The following is a 17398-nucleotide window of genomic DNA, read 5'->3' on the forward strand; positions in this document are numbered from 1 at the left end:
ATTAGGTGTTAGGGGGATTATAATGAATACTAAGAATATAACTGATAATCTTCAGAGTTTTGGACTTAAAAAAGTTTTGGCATTTTTAGATTCGGATCCAGATAATAATATTCCAAAAGTTATGGATTGGGTAGAGCGATTTGATACTGATGATGTTGTAGAAAGTCAACTAAATACTATTAAGAGCGTTCTTTCTGATAAAGATAGCAATTGGTATAAGCTCACAAAAAGCCTTTGGACAGATGTAGAAGATAATGTGCGTAAAAAATTATTTGAAAATTTTATTATAAATGCAACAATATTGGGAGGCAAAAGACAGAAAAAAGCTAGAGAGGAGAATAACTGTAATGTACCTTGGGCAATACTTATGGACCCAACCTCTGCTTGTAATCTAAAATGCACCGGATGCTGGGCTGCAGAGTATGGTAATAAGTTAAACTTGAGTATTGAAACACTTGATAATATAATAGAACAGGGCAAGAAACTAGGTACCTATATGTATATTTACTCAGGTGGTGAACCACTAGTTCGCAAGAAGGATATAATAAAGCTTTGCGAAAAGCACAATGATTGTGCATTTCTTGCTTTTACAAATGCAACTTTAATTGATGAAGATTTTGCAAACGAAATGCTAAGAGTAAAAAATTTTGTTCCAGCTATCAGTGTAGAAGGCTTTGAAAATGAAACAGATTATCGTCGTGGTAATGGAACTTATGAAGCAGTTATGAAGGCAATGGAAATCCTAAAAAATAAAAAATTGCCATTTGGTATATCCTGCTGCTATACTAGTAAAAATGTTGAAATAATTGGCAGTGAAAAATACTTTGATGATATGATTGACAAGGGTGCAAAATTTGCATGGTTCTTTACTTATATGCCAGTAGGAAAAGATGCTGTTCCAGAACTTATGGCAACTGCTCAGCAACGTGAATTTATGTACCATCAAATTCGTGAATTTAGGGCTACCAAGCCAATATTTACAATGGATTTCTGGAATGATGGAGAATATATAGATGGCTGTATTGCAGGGGGACGATGCTATCTGCATATAAATGCTAACGGAGACATTGAGCCTTGTGCCTTTATACATTATTCTGATTCAAATATTCATAACAAGACATTACTTGAAGCCTACAAATCACCATTATTTATGCAGTATCATGACAATCAACCATTTAATGAAAATCACCTTCGTCCATGTCCATTATTAGATAACCCTGGACGACTCACTGATATGGTTGAAAAATCAGGAGCAAAATCTACTGATATGCAAAATCCAGAAGATGTACGTGAGTTATCAAAAAAATGCAAAGGTGCCGCAGAAAACTGGCAGCCAGTTGCTGATAAACTATGGGAGTGTTCACATCAATGTGAAAAATGTAATTGTCAATAATATAAGAGATAATTTAATAATAGTAGAAACCTCGACTGAAGTGTCGAGGTTTTTTGTTTGTGAAATAGCTTTGCATAAGTTTTTGTATGAAATTACCATGAAAAATATTAGATGTAAGTTTATATATAGGATGAATAAAAATATTTCAAATGTAAACGTTATATGTTTAGAAAGTATGTTGACATAATAAAAAGAATTCTGTAATATATTTCGTGTACGAAATATATGTATGCGAAATACTTTGTTATTAATGATTTTAGAAGAAGGTGAAAATTCTGTGGAAGAAGTAAATAAAGTAGTTGCCATAGTTCAATTAATGAAAAAAGTGACGGCCAATATAAAACATGAAATAGGGTGTCACTTTAAAGAAATGAATCTTACAGGTCCTCAAGGAATGCTTATAGGAACTTTGTTTCATCATGGTGAAATGAAGGTTAGTGATTTAAGTGAGAAACTTGGATTGTCAAATAGTACGGTTTCTGGAATTTTGGATAGGCTTGAAAAACAAGGCCTAGTTGAAAGAATGAGAAGTAAGGAAGATAGGCGAGTTGTTTATGTTAACATCACTGAAGATTTTAAGGCACAATCTAAAAAGCAGTTTGTAGAAATTAATAAAATGATTGAGCAAATGATAAATAAGGCTACCCCAGAAGAACTGGATAAAATACTTGAAGGTATGGAAGCTTTAAGAAATGTAGTAGAAAGACAGAGAGAATAAGTAATCAGGCACAATTAAAATAATAGGCAAGGAGACGATTATTTGTGATTAAATTATTTAGATTTTTGAAGCCGTATACAGCTGCAGTAATAGGCGTATTTGTTTTTGTGGCTCTGCAGTCACTTGGAGATCTTTATCTTCCAACTTTGATGTCACGTATAATAAATGAGGGCGTTATGAATGGGGATACCAGCAAGATACTCCACATTGGAGGAATAATGCTTTTAGTTGCTGGAGGAGGCGTTATTTGTTCAGTAATAGCCAGTTTTTTATCAGCCAACACTTCAGTAGGACTTGGGACAATTATAAGAAGTAAGGTTTTTAAAAGAGTTGAAAGTTACTCATTACATGAGTTTGATAAGTTAGGAACAGCAACACTTATTACAAGAACAACAAATGATATTAATCAGATTCAAATGGTTACTGTAATGATAATGCGTATGATGATAAGTGCACCAATCATGGCAGCTGGTGGAATTTACATGGCAATGAGAGAGGATAAACCGCTTACCTGGGTATTGGCAGTAGCAATTCCTTTACTAGCTGGTGTTGTAGCATTTATAGCATCAAAAATGATGCCTCTTTTCAAATTAGTACAGGTAAAAATAGATAGGATTAATCTTGTTCTTCGTGAAAAACTTACAGGAATTAGAGTTATACGTGCCTTTAATACTGTAGAAAAGGAAAAAAAGCGTTTTGATGAGGCAAATGTTGACCTTACTGGAAACTATATTAAAGTTAATAGAATTATGGCATTTATGATGCCTTCTATAATGCTTATAATGAATTTTACTTCATTATCTATTTTATGGTTTGGTGGAATACGTATAAGTGAAGGAAGTATGGATTTAGGTGCTCTGGCTGCATTTACTCAGTATGCTATGCAGATTATGTTCTCAATGCTGATGCTTGCAATGATGTTCATTATGGTTCCTCGTGCTCAAGCTGCAGCAGTGAGAATAAATGAAGTTTTAGATACAATACCTGAAATAAGAGATACTGAAGAAACAAAGGACTCATTTACAGGAAAAGGTTATGTAGAATTTAAAGATGTAACATTTAGTTACCATGGAGCAGAAGAACCGGCGTTAAGAAATATAACTTTTGCAGCCAAACCTGGTGAGGTAACTGCAATAATAGGGAGTACCGGTTCTGGTAAGTCTACACTAGTAAACTTAATTCCTAGATTTTATGACATAGATAGTGGAAGTATCCTAATCGACGGTATTGATGTTAGAGATATGACTCAAGAAGAACTTAGAGGCAAAATTGGTTTTGTGCCACAAAAGGCTATTTTATTCTCAGGAACCATAGCAGAGAATATCAAATTTGGCAGCAAGGAAGCTACTGATGAAGAAATAAGGCACGCTGCTGAGATTGCTCAAGCGGCTGACTTTATAGAAAGCATGGATGGAAGCTATGGCCATGAAATCGCTCAAGGTGGTACTAATGTATCTGGTGGTCAAAAGCAGCGCCTTTCCATTGCTCGTGCACTAGTTAGAAAACCTGAGATTTATGTTTTTGATGATAGTTTCTCAGCACTTGATTTTAAAACTGATTCTAAGCTTAGAGCTGCACTTAAAGATGAAACTCAAGAATCAACCGTAATTATAGTTGCTCAAAGAGTTGGTACAGTAATGGATGCTAACAGAATTATAGTTTTAGATGAAGGAAAGGTTGTTGGAATAGGAACCCATAAGGAATTGCTTCAGACCTGTGATGTATACCGTGAAATTGTATCTTCACAGCTTTCAGAGGAGGAGATAGCATGAGTGAAAACAGACAAAATAGAGGCAGAAGAGGCGGACCTATGGGTGGCGGATTTGGAAGACCTGTAGAAAAAGCTAAGGATTTTAAGGGTACATTTAGAAGACTTATTCGTTATTTAAAGCCTCATAGAACTAATTTGATTGTTGTTTTAATATTTGCAATTGCAAGTACTTCATTTACAATAGCAGCTCCTAAAATAACAAGTAAGGCAATGAATAAATTACAGAATGCTTACATGGCCCGTAAGATGCTATCGGAAATGGCAAAGGGTCAAAATCAAGCAGTCGATCAAATGAAAGATAAAATGGGAGATGTTCAAAAGGAAGCCGTTGATAAAATTAATGATAACATGGCTGATGCCCAAAAGAAGGCTGTTGAACAGATAACTAATAGCATGTCTGATGCACAAGTTAAAGCGGTAGATTCAATCTACAAGGCGATGGCTGTTCAAATATACCAAGGTGTTGCAGGTGGACAAAAGACTGCAATTGATAAAATAACTGCACAAATGGCAGGAGTTCAAAAGGGGTTAGTTGCTCAGATGCAGCAACAAATGCAGCAGATGCAGCAAGCTAAACAGGCTGGAATTCAAACACCTCCTATGGATTCTAAAACACTTGAGGCTATACAAAACTTGATGAAACTACCAATGATTGATTCAGTAAGTGGAAGACAAGATAAAGTTAATATAACTCTTCAATTTATAGATATTCTTCAAGTTCTTCCTACTAACGGTCAAACAGATGCTAAATCATTAAATACAGCTAAAGATTTGTTAAAGCTTCCTATGCTTGAGTCCGTTAAAAGTCCAGACCAAAAGGTCAGCATAATAAGAAAATTTATGGATATTTCAAAGAGTATGCCAGGAGCTAGCTCTCAAAGTTCATCAATGCAATTAGATGCGCAAACATTGGATAAGGCGCTTGCGAAAATACCTGAAATAACTGACTTTAACTCAACAAGTAAAACATCTACCAGCAAAATGGATAAAAAGGCTCAAGATGCTGTTAATAAATTATTAAAACTTCCTGTGCTGAAGGATATAAAAGATCCTAAGCAAAAGAATGATACTTTAATTGAGCTTATAGACATATTTAATGATATGCCTGATATGTCTGATAGCAGTTCATCAGCTTCTGGTAATCAGATAAATAAAGCTAATTTACAAACTTTAAAAGAGCTGCTAACTTTACCGGATATTAGTAGTATTAAAGATTCAAAGGAAAAGACAGCAGCTGTAAGCAAATTAGTTGATATATTTAGCAAAATGCCAGATATGAACAATACCAGCACTGGTGATCAAGCAAATAAAACAATGGATCCTGAGCAGCTTAAGAGTGTTCAGGAGCTTCTAAAGCTTCCGATGATAAATACTATAAGCGATCCTGCTGAAAAGACTAAGGTTCTAAGTCAAATGCTTGATATATTCAGCAAAATGCCGGATATGAGCAGTAATGATTCATCAAGCTCAGGAACTAAGATAGATACTGAAGGGATAAAATCACTTCAAGAGTTTCTTGCGCTTCCAAAACTAGATTCTTTGACAGATGCTAATCAAAAGGCTGATGTTTCAAGAAAAATTATGGATTTAGGCAAAAAAATGCAAGGGACAATGACTAATGCACCTAAAAACCCATCTGATAATGTAAAATTTACTAATGATCAGATAAATTCAGTTATTAACGCAATAAGAGAAACTAATGGAGAATATGATTTCCATTACATTGGGATTATTGCTCTTATACTAATAGGAATGTATATTATTAGTGCATTATTCAGTTTAGTTATGGGGCTTGTTATGTCAGGAGTGGCACAAAAGACTGTTCGTGACCTAAGAAGAGAAGTTGATGAAAAGCTTGCAAGATTGCCATTAAAGTATTTTGATATGCATGCACATGGAGATATACTTAGCCGTGTAACTAATGACGTTGATACAATAGCTACTACATTACAGCAAAGTTTAACACAAATAATTACTTCTGTTATTACTATAATTGGTTATATTATTATGATGCTTACTATAAGTCCTGTGCTTACGTTAATTGTTATTGCAACATTGCCGCTATATATACTTGCAACAACACTTACAGCTAAGAAGTCTCAAAAGTTTTTTGCACTTCAACAAAAGGAGCTTGGTGCACTAAGTGGGCATGTTGAAGAAATGTATACTGGACATAAGATTGTTAAGGCATTTGGCAAAGAAAAGGATTCTATAGCTGAGTTTGAAGATATTAATGGAAGACTTAAAGCAGCAGGCTGGAGAGCACAATTTGTTTCAGGTATCATGTTCCCGTTAATGAATTTCATAAGTAATTTAGGATATGTTGGTATCAGTATTGTTGGTGGAATTTGGATTACCAAGAGCTTGCTTGGTCTGGGAGATATTCTTGCATTTATACAATATTCAAGATCCTTCACAATGCCTATAGTACAAACAGCTAATATAGCAAATGTTATTCAATCAACAGTTGCTTGCGCTGAGCGTGTATTCCAGATACTAGATGAGGAAGAAGAAATTCCAGACAGCAGCGATTCAGTGGTACTAGAAAATCCAAGAGGCGATGTTAAATTTGAACATGTAGACTTCAGATATGTTGAGGATGTGCCTCTAATTGAAAACATGAATTTAGATGTAAAACAAGGTGAAACTATTGCTATTGTTGGACCTACAGGTGCTGGTAAAACAACCCTTGTTAACCTCTTAATGAGATTTTATGAAATAAACTCAGGTAATATAAGCGTTGATGGTGTTAATATAAATGACATTAAACGTAGTGAACTACGTAAGATGTTTGGTATGGTACTACAAGACACATGGTTATATAATGGAACAATTAAAGACAATATAGCCTATGGAAAAGAAGGAGCATCAATGGAGGAGATTGTTAGTGCAGCAAAGGCAGCACACGCTGACCATTTTATAAGAACACTGCCACTGGGCTATGATACTGTTCTTAATGAAGAAGGAACTAATATTTCTCAAGGACAAAAACAACTTCTTACTATTGCACGTGCTATTCTCGCGGACCCTACAATTTTAATTCTTGATGAGGCTACAAGCAGTGTGGATACAAGAACTGAAGTATTAATACAAAAGGCAATGGCTAATCTTATGAAAGGTAGAACAAGCTTTGTAATTGCTCACAGACTTTCCACTATTAGAGATGCAGAACTTATTTTAGTTATGAATAAGGGAAGTATAATTGAAATGGGTAATCATAAGGAATTGATTAGTAAAGGCGGTTTCTATGCTGATCTTTATAATAGTCAGTTTGCAGGTGTTGATACTGATAATGAAGCCGTATAATATTAAAAGCATCTGCTGATTTAGCAACAAGATTACTCTAATTATGTAAACTTAAAATTGTATTAGTTTAACAATGATAAAACCACTATATTTTTCAGAATATAGTGGTTTTTTTATGGGAATAAATCAAAAGTGACAATAACATAGCCTTAGTAATATAAATGATAATCCATGAATATAGTTTTATGAAATATGTTTTAGGAGTATTGCGGTTATGGAAAGTGTCAGTGGAAATAAGCAGGTGCCTGTTCCTAATCCATCTGATGAAGTAAGGCATTCAATTTTGATGAATTCTTTGATAAAATCCGGAAGATTGCAGGATTATAACAATATACTAAAGTTATTAAGTCCACCACCTGATATTTTAAATTATGCTAGCCCTGGCGAGTTTAAGAATCTTAAAGTTGGCATCATTGGTGGAGGACTTGCTGGTATGGCATCAGCTTTTGAACTTAGAAAACTTGGATTTGATATTACAGTCTTTGATGCGCTAGAAAGCAGAGTAGGTGGAAGAGTAAACACTTATTACTTTGATAAAGAAAAAAAGCACTATGCTGAGCTTGGGCCTATGAGAATACCTATTTCCCATGAGACTATTTGGCATTATATTAATACTTTTAGTATTGGAACAGAACCATTTGTTCAGAGCAATCCTAATGCATTTATTTATGTTAATAATGCCAGAGCTAGGAACAACGCTAAGAGTATTGAAGAAAATATTTACCCTAAATATAATTTAACGTTGCAGGAGAAAAGTACACCTTGGGATGCTCTATATGATTATGCAGTAAATTATAATATGTATAGACTAGATCCGAAAGTAAGAAGCGAAATATTAAAAGTACTTCCTAAGTATCATCCTGCCTATAATGTATTATTAAATATAAGTATAAGACAAAACTTTGAAATGTTGGGTCTTAGTTATGATGCTATTAATATGGTTGCTAGTATTGATGCTCTAATTGGGGCTGTTATGGATATTTCCTATAATGAAGTTCTATCTGAGGATTATGCTGAAACTTTTTCAAGCTTGTATAGAATTAGTGGCGGTAATGTACATTTACCTTTAGCTTTTTACAAATCCTTAACCTCAAAAACTCCTAAGGAATATTCTCAAATATGTGAAGGAGACTTAGGCAGAGTAACCTGGAAGAGTGGAAACTATGTAACAGGTATATATAAAACAGATAAAAATAAAGTTACAATAAAGTACAAAAATAAGTCTAAACCTAAAGGTGACTTTTTATCATTTGACTATATAATTTGTGCTATTCCATTTTCTACGCTGTCAACCGTAGAAATTAATCCCTTATTTAGCAATAAAAAAATGCAGGCAATAAGGGAACTTAATTATATAAATGGTCAAAAAACTCTCTTATACTGCAATAAACGATTTTGGGAAGAAAAAAAGAATTATGGTAATATCAATGGAGGAGTGTCTAGTACAGATTTATTAGTAGGAAATATAGTATATCCTTCAGATCATTTACTTACTGGTGAAAACCCAGCTGAACCAGGTGTATTAGTAGGTTCCTATAATCTGAATAAATATGCCACTCATTTAGCTGAAATGAAAGGTGAACAAGTTCCTGAATTTGTAAAAAGAGTGGTAGAAAAGGTTCACGGGCTTCCTAAAAATTATTTAGACTCTATTGTTATGGATTATAAATATATTAACTGGAATAATGAGCCTTGGTTTAGAGGAGCTGTAGCATATCTTACTCCAGAACAAAAAAGAATTTTTGCTCATGAAATAATAAGGCCAGAGTATGATAGCAGAATTTTTTTTGCTGGAGAACATACCTCTACAACTCATGGATGGATGCAGGGTGCACTTTTAAGTGGCATGATTGCTGCTAATAATCTGGCTTATTATGCTAAAATATCTAGAAAGTATTAATTTATTTAGAAACTTTAATAAACACCCAATAGGAAAGTACTAAAATTAATAAAGCAAGGAAATCAATGAATATACCTCCAAACTTTTTTTTCTGTTTCCAAACGGAGCCTCCTAATTTAAAGGTATAATAAGAACAATATATGAAAATTAATATAAAAATAAACTTCATAATATAAATCACCTTTCCTATTGGGTTTCACTTTCTTTATTCGGCGGCTTTAATGCTTTACCAAACCCTCTTATGGTAACTTTATAATGAATTTTCACATTAGCCTCAGGGTATTTTGCAGACCAGGAATAGTTTTTATAGGCGTTATAAGTTAAAAAATTTTTTCTAGCTTCATTTTCCCATAAAAATGGATCACCTTTAAATTCTTTTTGAGTCTTTTCTACAAGATTTAGCGAACTAGTCTCAAATTCATTTTCTATTGCATTTTTAAGAATAGTTTGTTTTTCTGTATCCTCAGGGTAATTTACAAAACTAGGAATACTAAGGACTTCAATAGTAATTGGCACCGTGACATCTATTAAAGGGACATCTTTGTTTGTATCAATATATATCTTAGTTTTTTTATCCTTCTTGAGTCTCATTCCAATCATATATTTTGGGTCTAGAGGATCTACTTGAGAATAAAGAATACTTTGAAATTCTGGTGTACTTCTTAGCATAGATACTAATCGGGTTTCATCTCCGTTTAATCTTCCTACCATTTTCCCATCTTTTAGCACTGCTGAACCTATTATCTCAGTTGAAGTTTTTGATGTCATTCCAATTTCGCCAGGTAGATAATCAGATTCATTTTTTCCACCCTTTACAGAAAATATTTTTGTAGTTCCGTAGTTAGCTATGAAAATACTTTCTCCTTGTTCAGTACGCTGTATAAATCTATTGATGTTGGAGCGTGGCGGTACATATCCAATTTGTTTCCACCTTTGAGTCATTAGCTGATAAAACTTTGTAGGACTGCTTTCTAATATCATCTTATTATTATTTATGAATTCCTCGGCTGTCTCTCTTGTAATCATTAATCCCATAGATCTCCTCATTTCCTCATCTCTTAGGCTAGCCTCTAAAATTGGATAGAACTTATAGCTTTTAGCAAAGTCTTCTCCAACAATTAAAACTCTTGAATGAGAAAGAGTTATTTTTCTCGTTATTGCAATACCAACTAAGTCTCTTGCAGAAAAAAAATCTGGTGAATTTATTGTTATAATTTCAGAGGTTGCTTTCTCACTGCTTCCCATAGCGCTTCCGGTTGCACTAGGTCCTGATTGAGACACAGTTTTAACAATTTGAAAAGTTACTCTTATTGAATTTTTGGGGCCATTATCTATTCCAATAGCTCCAACATATCCTTGCTCTTCAAATTCAACCTTATCCCAGCAGCCAGTAAATAATATTGAACTAGAGATAAATAAGCAAACAAGTATCTTATTTTTATTTTTCATTTATATAATCCCCCTTAAACTGTGAGATTATTAAAAGAATAAAAGGCAGTGAAAAAAGCGTAACTAAAGTTAATCTATCTAAAATTGTCCTTATTATTTGTACATATTGAATATAATTATCTAAAAGAAGTCCAATCAATAGGCTTAAACTAGCACATGGAAGCAAAAGAGCTTTAAGCTTATTAAGCTTAAGTGTAGAGTTAATTAATGCAGCATCCATATAAAGATATATAGAAAAACGAGTAACAGAGGTAATTACCCATATTATTAAAAACACAGCTTCAGTATTGCCAACAAATCTGCCTATATAAATAAGCCTAGCTAGTGTTTGATAAGGATAGCTTATAATTGTAACTGACGGATAGTCAAATGCCATAATATATACAGCACCAAATAATGAAAGAATTATTGCCACTATAGAAAGTCCTAGAATGCTTGCTTTTTTATAGCTGCTATAACTTTTTACTTCCGGGAAAAACACAGAAAAAAATATAATTTCTCCATAAATAGTACTATACATAAAACCATTTTTAGCAATATCCTTTATTCCAGGACCTAATAGTGGAAATAGATACCCAGGATTTAGATCCTTAAAGATTAAAGCTATATAAACCACTATGGATATTATCATTAGTGGTAATGTTAGCCATGCGATTCTTCCAATTGCATTAAGTCCTAGAAGTGCAACTATCAAGCATGTGCCAACCAGAGTAAAATATAAAACCAGAATAGGCGTTCTGTTATAAAACATTGCAGTTAATATACCAACATAGCTTCGCGTATTAAATGCTGAAAAACATAAAAGTTCTATAAATAGGGTCATTCCTAATATTAGTCCTATATATTTTCCTGTTAATTTATAGGTAATATCAATAATATTCAGATTCTTATACCGTTTTAATAATTTTAAAAGAGCTAACAATGATATAAATGGAATAATAACAGAAATCAGAGTCATAATCCAGGAGGCATCCATTGCAACTTTAAAAATATAAGTTGGTGTAGCATCAGTTACTTCAATAGCTATAGAAGAAAATATTACTGCAAAGAATTCTCGCACTCCAAGTTTTCTTTTACTATCATCTAACACGGTATCAATCTCCATTTCGCTTTCTGCTTCTAATTTTATCTAAAGGATGCATATTTAATGGTCTAATGCTCTGTTTTCTTATAGCTGGTTTCATAATTGTATCCTTTGATGATTTATAAAATGGTGTCGTTGGAGATAAAAATGGAACACCAAAGGATTCCACTGTACTTATATAGGCAAGTAATATAGTAAAACACGCTGATACACCAAAAAAACCTAAAAAACTTCCGGCAAAAAGCAGTATATAACTAGACAATCTAATTAAAAAATATAAGCTAGAATCAGTTATACCAAAAGATGCAAGCCCTGTTACAGAAACAACAATAACGTTTATAGGGCTTACTATATTTGCTTCGACAGCAGCCTGACCAAGTATAAGAGCACCAACAATACCTATAGTGTTTCCTAACAGTGATGGAGCTGCAATACCTGCCTCTCTCATGAGATCAAAGGCCAATTGCATAACTAGTACTTCTAGCGTGGAGGGCAATGGGAGCTTTTCTCTGCTAGCAGCTATAGCTAAGGTTAAATCTGTGGGAAGCATATCAATGTGATAACTGCTGATAGCTAGATATAAACCGGGGGTTAAAAGTGCTAAAAAAGTTGCCAATGCGCGAAATATTCTAGAAAAATTCCCATATGGCCATCTATAATATTGATCTATAGGAACATGAAACAAGTTCCAAAAAGTTATAGGCGCTATGAGGCAGTATGGAGACCCCTGCATAGCTATTGCTATGTGTCCCTCCTGAAGAAATGCTGCTACTCTATCTGGCCTTTCTGTGAATAACATGGTAGGGACAATTGAATAGGTTTTGTCTTCTATGTATTGTTCTAAATAGGACAAACTCTGAATATTATCTGATTTAATTTTGTAAATTCTTTTTTTTATATCGGAAATTAATTCTGGAGACGCTATGTCCTTTATATATAATATAAAAACTTCATTGTAAACTGAGCCTTCCATAACAAGGCTTTCACAAACAAGTTTTGGGTCTTTTAAATACTTTCTAATGAGGGATTTATTAACCGTACAAGACTCTGTAAATGATTCTTTAGGACCTCTAATTGAATTTTCAACTGTTGGCTTTTCAACTGACCTGCTTTCAAATTCTGTAGATGATATTGAAATAGCCCTTGTATACCCATATACAAGTAGTATAGTATTTCCATTAACAATTTCATCTACAATTTGCTTGTAAGTATCAACCATTTTAACATTTCTACTTGATATTACATTTCTTATTAAATATGTACCTACATCTATTTCAGTATTAATAAAACTAGGAGTAACTTTCCTCTGCAAAGGTTTAATGATATCAGTTTGAATTAAATCTGTGCTAGCAGTTCCCAATAGATAAATCAGCTTTCCATCACAATCCAATGAACTGATGTTAACATCCCTCACGATAAAGTCTTTATTTTCTGGATAGACAAAAATAGCTCCTAACTTATTAAGATTATAGTTCATATCATCACTTATAGGGATGTCCTTTCCTCTGTCACTAAATTTATCTGTTGCTAAATTACTAGTTTTAGAAGAATACATTGAGATCACCACCTTTGTTATTACAATTTAGTGTTTGTGATTTTAGTAAATATATTCATGTTTTATGTAATGTATAAAAGATTGATAGATCAAGCATAAATAAACAAAAATTTAACATCTCATATATTTACAACAAACACCAGAAGCTGTAAGATACTATTAATACTATTTAATTTTAGGGGGATTGTATATGTTTTTAAAGGAACTAAATAAAAAAGAAGCAGCTGCTTTTGTTAGTCTTATCGAAAATTTGGCTAAGGCAGATAATGTTTATGCTGAATGTGAGAAAGCTTTAATTGATAGTTATGTTGAAGAACTTTCTTTAGCTTCTGAGAATCGCATAACTTTAACTTTCGAAGCTTCAGTTAAAGAGTTAAAAGAAGCCTCTTCTAAAATAAAAAACATAATTTATTTTGAGCTCGTTGGGGTTGCATTATTAGATGGTGCTTATGAGGAAAATGAAATAGAGTTTTTGAATAATCTTGCTGGAAGCTTCAATATAAGCAGTGATAAGCAAACTGCTTATGTAGATTACTTTAAAAAAGTAAAAACTGCTTATGATAATGATATAGTTGATGCCGAAACAAAGATTGCAGTATTAGAAGCCTCAGCTTTGAAACTTATAGAAGAATAGTAAAAAACATGGTGTCTTGTAAGAAAATAAGACACCATGTTTTTTTATAACCGTAGTATATAATTATAAATATATTAGTATATGAACTTAGAAATGTATTTATTTTTTGTTGCGCATTTAAGTAAAAGAAATCTTGCTAATTTTAACAGTTTTATTAACTATTCAATTTAAAATATAAATAAATTCATGAATGTTATATAATTTAAAAGACAATAGTTTTTAAACTTTAATATAGTGCCGTATTGTATGATTAAAAAATGTTAATTTTTTATAATGAATATAAGTATATTAAGTTTAGTACTAAAAAATTATGGGGAGTAAGTGGAAATATGAATAATAACGAACATATAACAAAAAAAGGATTAATTACGTCAATTGCAGGTTATTTAATTTTTATATTAGTTTATTGGGTTGCATTTTATGAACTAAATAATTTATGTAGGTTTGGAAGACTGCATAATAATTTAACGGTGTTTTTTGGGTGTATGATATTCTTTTTGGCATGGTTCATAATTTTATTAATTAACAGAATAAAAAAACGTGCAAATGAACCACAAAAGAGTGAAGATAGCAATGAGCTTTACTCACATTATAAAGCTATATCAACAATTATAACAATTATAGCTATTAGCCTTATAACAATTTTTTATGGAGTAAAAATATATCATAGCGCAATAAATTATAATGGAAAGCTTTCATGGATCTTAGGTGATTTAAAAAATAAAAAAACTGTAAAGCTTGAGCAAGATAATATATATGAGAATGGCATAGAAGGGATTTTTACAGATATCAATAAAAAAGTAGCAATGCCAGAAAAATTATATATTTCAAATAGTTTTAGTATTAATTTTGATTCTAATGGAAAAATTACGTCTTTTGATACATATCTTTATGGAAAAACTTCTAAGAATGTACTAGAAAGCTTTTTAATTAGTTATGACAGTAAAAAATCGAGAAATATAATTATATATTTAAATGGTCATGTGAATGCAGATTATAGTGATGATAAGCTTTTAGAACCACTTCTAAAGACAATGAAGGTAATCCCACTTAAAAAGACAGTTAGTAATTGGCCTGAAAAACAATTTGGTATTATTTATTATGGTAAACGAAGCTTTGGGTATAATTCATCAGGTATAGTTAATATTGATTCAAAGGGAAATACAAATTCTGATGTTAAGGCTATTTCTGAAATAATTGGATATACCGTTTCAGTGTTTGTGCCTGGAAAAGAAAATAAGTATACTCCTGTAAGATATAACTTGATTGACGGGTTAGATAATCTAAATCTTTCTGAGCCCCCAAAAGAAAATAGTGATAAAAAGATTTCTAAAAAAACAAATAATTCTACAGATGAATTTTATTTATCTGAGTTAATTGGCTATCGCCTAGAAGTAACTGGAGCAGCTGCAGGAAGTAGAGCATATTCATTAAACCTCACTTCAGATGGTGGAGTTACATGGAAGACAATTAATGAGGATCCTTTCTCCGGAAACATTGGAACTGCAGCAGGTGTAGTTTTTTTGAATGATAAACTTGGTTTTTTATGCTTATCTCACAGTGGCGGCAGCAATGGACAACTGTATCGCACAGATGATGGTGGAGTGTCATTTAAAAAGGTAGACTTTCCAAGTTTAAACGTAACACTAGCTAATGGAAAAACCTATAATCCTTTCGATTTACCAGGAATGCCTTTTGAAAAAGATGGTGTATTTAGTGTATTGATTGGTCAAGGAGCGGATGGAGATTATAATGGAGGTAGCAAAGCCCTATATCAATCACAGGATCAAGGAAAGACCTGGAACTTTATAAAGGAAGCTTCGCAAAATTAAATTAAAAGAATAGAGTATGAATATGATAGTGAGCCACAGCATGCCAATTATAATAAAACTTTGTATAAACCGTTTTTAGATGATTATAGAATTTCCTATCCAAGAGATCACTTAATAGAGGCAGCAGAAGCAATTGAGGATGGAGTAGAATTAATTGGCTATACAGCTTGGGGATGTATAGCCTTAGTAAGCTTGCAACTGTTCAATTAAAGAAAAGGAATGTCTTGCTATTTTTCCATATATTTTCTTCCCCAAATGCATAGCTCAGTTAATACATGTTCTAAAGACTTTCCTCTATCAGTAGATATATACTCTACTCTAGGAGGAATAGTTGCATATGCAATTCTTTCAATTAGTCCATCACTTTCTAAGTATTTCAATTCTTGAGCCAGTATTTTATGGCTTATACTAGGAATAGATTTTTTTAGCTGACCATATCGTATTGGCTGACCTTTTAATATGTGCCACAGTACAATAGCTCTCCACTTACTTCCAATTACCGTCATGGCAAAACCTAAAGAACATTTAAAATCCTTCTGCCTTTTTTTCTGATTCGGGAATTTTTCAATTATATCCTTAACCACGCTGCAACCTTCTTTCCAAATGGTAAGTAGCTGACTAATAAGTGCGTACTTGTATGAGTATTCAAGTAAAACTATAATTAATTATATAATATCTAGATATTAATTACCACAAGCTAAGATAAGGAATTCAAGTTATATACTAAAATATATTTGGAGGTCAAATCATGTCTAGAAAATACAATTTATATCAAATTGACTCATTTACAAAGGAAAAATTTACAGGAAATCCAGCAGGGGTAATTACAAATGCAGATGGATTAACTGACAATGAAATGCAGCAAATTGCAAGGGAGCTAAATAATTCTGAGACTGCCTTTATATTTTCTTCTAGTAGTAATGAATATGATGCTAATGTGCGCTTTTTTACTCCAACTAGCGAAGTACCAATATGTGGCCATGCTACAATAGCTTCCCATTATGCACGTGCAGTTGAGAAGGGGCTTGATTCTTCAAGGGTTTATCATAGGACAGGTGCTGGTATTTTGCCAGTTGATGTAATAAAAGAAAAAGATGATTACAAAATTGTTATGACTCAAGGTAAAATTGAGTTTGGCCAATTTATTGATGGTACAAATAAAGAGGAGCTTATTTCTGCCCTTAATATAACAAGCAGTGATTTGCTAGAAAACTGCAAGATTCAGATTGTGTCTACAGGTCACTCTAAGGTTATGATAGGTATAAAAAATATTGAAACTTTAAATTCATTGCAGCCCAATTTTGATGCGCTTTCTAAGTTAAGCAAGAATATAAAATGTAACGGTTATTATGTTTTCACTGTTGATTCTATAGATAGTGATATTTTAATTCATGGCAGAATGTTTGCTCCAGCAATAGGAATCAATGAGGATCCCGTAACAGGAAATGCAAATGGTCCTTTAGGAGCGTATCTTGTTCATCATAATCTAATTAAGCACGACAACTCAATATTTAAATTCAAAGCAAAGCAGGGAGAAGCTATAAAACGCGCAGGAGTTATTGAAGTTGAAGTAAAAATAGAAGATAACGAGCCTGTAGAAGTTAAAGTATCAGGAAGTGCCGTGATCATATTTAAATCTGAACTACTATTATAGGATAAAAATAAGGGAATTAAACTTAAGCTGAACAATGCAGATAAATTATAAAAGAAGAAAATATTGATATACCAAAACAAACTGAATTTCAAAACCAAGAAA

Annotated in this window: 12 protein-coding genes and 1 pseudogene; 9 read left to right on the forward strand and 4 right to left on the reverse strand. The window is 32.6% G+C overall.

Features of this window, described 5'->3' with window-relative positions; translation table 11 throughout:
• Positions 1–22: 22 nt before the first annotated feature.
• The 5 genes from bsdE14_RS20600 (at position 23) to bsdE14_RS20620 (ending at position 9088) form a co-directional block, all read left to right on the forward strand.
• Entirely contained in the window at positions 23–1393 is a 1371-nt protein-coding gene (locus bsdE14_RS20600) for a radical SAM/SPASM domain-containing protein (RefSeq protein ID WP_264851893.1), read from the forward strand.
• A 250-nt stretch (positions 1394–1643) separates the two neighbouring features.
• Positions 1644–2111, forward strand: a complete 468-nt coding sequence (locus bsdE14_RS20605; RefSeq protein WP_264851894.1) for a MarR family winged helix-turn-helix transcriptional regulator — start codon at positions 1644–1646, stop codon at positions 2109–2111.
• Positions 2112–2155: 44 nt separating this feature from the next.
• Entirely contained in the window at positions 2156–3883 is a 1728-nt protein-coding gene (locus bsdE14_RS20610) for an ABC transporter ATP-binding protein (protein ID WP_264851895.1), read from the forward strand.
• Positions 3884–5325: 1442 nt separating this feature from the next.
• Positions 5326–7188, forward strand: a complete 1863-nt coding sequence (locus bsdE14_RS22365) for an ABC transporter ATP-binding protein (RefSeq protein ID WP_309298141.1) — start codon at positions 5326–5328, stop codon at positions 7186–7188.
• Positions 7189–7402: 214 nt separating this feature from the next.
• Positions 7403–9088, forward strand: coding sequence for a flavin monoamine oxidase family protein (locus tag bsdE14_RS20620; RefSeq protein ID WP_264851897.1), 1686 nt, complete (start codon positions 7403–7405; stop codon positions 9086–9088).
• Positions 9089–9274: 186 nt separating this feature from the next.
• Here the strand turns inward: bsdE14_RS20620 and bsdE14_RS20625 are convergent, their stop codons facing one another.
• The 3 genes from bsdE14_RS20625 to bsdE14_RS20635 are packed head-to-tail and all read right to left on the reverse strand — an operon-like array spanning position 9275 to position 13176.
• Positions 9275–10537, reverse strand: a complete 1263-nt coding sequence (locus bsdE14_RS20625) for a Ger(x)C family spore germination protein (protein WP_264851898.1) — start codon at positions 10535–10537, stop codon at positions 9275–9277.
• Positions 10527–11642: a GerAB/ArcD/ProY family transporter gene (locus tag bsdE14_RS20630; protein ID WP_264851899.1), complete on the reverse strand. Its 1116-nt coding sequence runs from the start codon at positions 11640–11642 to the stop codon at positions 10527–10529. The genes bsdE14_RS20625 and bsdE14_RS20630 overlap by 11 nt, the downstream gene beginning before the upstream one ends.
• Positions 11632–13176, reverse strand: a complete 1545-nt coding sequence (locus bsdE14_RS20635) for a spore germination protein (protein ID WP_264851900.1) — start codon at positions 13174–13176, stop codon at positions 11632–11634. The genes bsdE14_RS20630 and bsdE14_RS20635 overlap by 11 nt, the downstream gene beginning before the upstream one ends.
• A 190-nt stretch (positions 13177–13366) precedes the next feature.
• On the opposite strand from bsdE14_RS20635, the gene bsdE14_RS20640 reads away from it, so the two are divergent.
• The 3 genes and pseudogenes from bsdE14_RS20640 to bsdE14_RS20650 form a co-directional block, all read left to right on the forward strand.
• Entirely contained in the window at positions 13367–13810 is a 444-nt protein-coding gene (locus tag bsdE14_RS20640; RefSeq protein ID WP_264851901.1) for a TerB family tellurite resistance protein, read from the forward strand.
• 329 nt (positions 13811–14139) lie between these two features.
• Entirely contained in the window at positions 14140–15642 is a 1503-nt protein-coding gene (locus tag bsdE14_RS20645) for a WD40/YVTN/BNR-like repeat-containing protein (RefSeq protein ID WP_264851902.1), read from the forward strand.
• Positions 15643–15708: 66 nt separating this feature from the next.
• Positions 15709–15860, forward strand: a pseudogene (locus tag bsdE14_RS20650) (family 1 glycosylhydrolase); the annotation flags it as partial.
• A 9-nt stretch (positions 15861–15869) separates the two neighbouring features.
• On the opposite strand, the gene bsdE14_RS20655 reads toward bsdE14_RS20650, so the two are convergent.
• Entirely contained in the window at positions 15870–16226 is a 357-nt protein-coding gene (locus bsdE14_RS20655) for a winged helix-turn-helix transcriptional regulator (RefSeq protein ID WP_264851903.1), read from the reverse strand.
• 164 nt (positions 16227–16390) lie between these two features.
• On the opposite strand from bsdE14_RS20655, the gene bsdE14_RS20660 reads away from it, so the two are divergent.
• Positions 16391–17296, forward strand: a complete 906-nt coding sequence (locus bsdE14_RS20660) for a PhzF family isomerase (protein ID WP_264851904.1) — start codon at positions 16391–16393, stop codon at positions 17294–17296.
• Positions 17297–17398 lie beyond the last annotated feature (102 nt).

Origin of the sequence: Clostridium omnivorum, from assembly GCF_026012015.1 — a bacterium.
GTDB classification, from domain to species: domain Bacteria; phylum Bacillota; class Clostridia; order Clostridiales; family Clostridiaceae; genus Clostridium_AX; species Clostridium_AX omnivorum.

Bases quoted from the DNA above. Each gene is read 5' to 3' on its own strand.
- bsdE14_RS20600 (WP_264851893.1), top strand. From the start codon at position 23: ATGAATACTAAGAATATAACTGATAATCTTCAGAGTTTTGGACTTAAA.
- bsdE14_RS20605 (WP_264851894.1), top strand. From the start codon at position 1,644: ATGATTTTAGAAGAAGGTGAAAATTCTGTGGAAGAAGTAAATAAAGTA.
- bsdE14_RS22365 (WP_309298141.1), top strand. From the start codon at position 5,326: ATGAGCAGTAATGATTCATCAAGCTCAGGAACTAAGATAGATACTGAA.
- bsdE14_RS20620 (WP_264851897.1), top strand. From the start codon at position 7,403: ATGGAAAGTGTCAGTGGAAATAAGCAGGTGCCTGTTCCTAATCCATCT.
- bsdE14_RS20625 (WP_264851898.1), bottom strand. From the start codon at position 10,537: ATGAAAAATAAAAATAAGATACTTGTTTGCTTATTTATCTCTAGTTCA.
- bsdE14_RS20630 (WP_264851899.1), bottom strand. From the start codon at position 11,642: ATGGAGATTGATACCGTGTTAGATGATAGTAAAAGAAAACTTGGAGTG.
- bsdE14_RS20635 (WP_264851900.1), bottom strand. From the start codon at position 13,176: ATGTATTCTTCTAAAACTAGTAATTTAGCAACAGATAAATTTAGTGAC.
- bsdE14_RS20640 (WP_264851901.1), top strand. From the start codon at position 13,367: ATGTTTTTAAAGGAACTAAATAAAAAAGAAGCAGCTGCTTTTGTTAGT.
- bsdE14_RS20645 (WP_264851902.1), top strand. From the start codon at position 14,140: ATGAATAATAACGAACATATAACAAAAAAAGGATTAATTACGTCAATT.
- bsdE14_RS20660 (WP_264851904.1), top strand. From the start codon at position 16,391: ATGTCTAGAAAATACAATTTATATCAAATTGACTCATTTACAAAGGAA.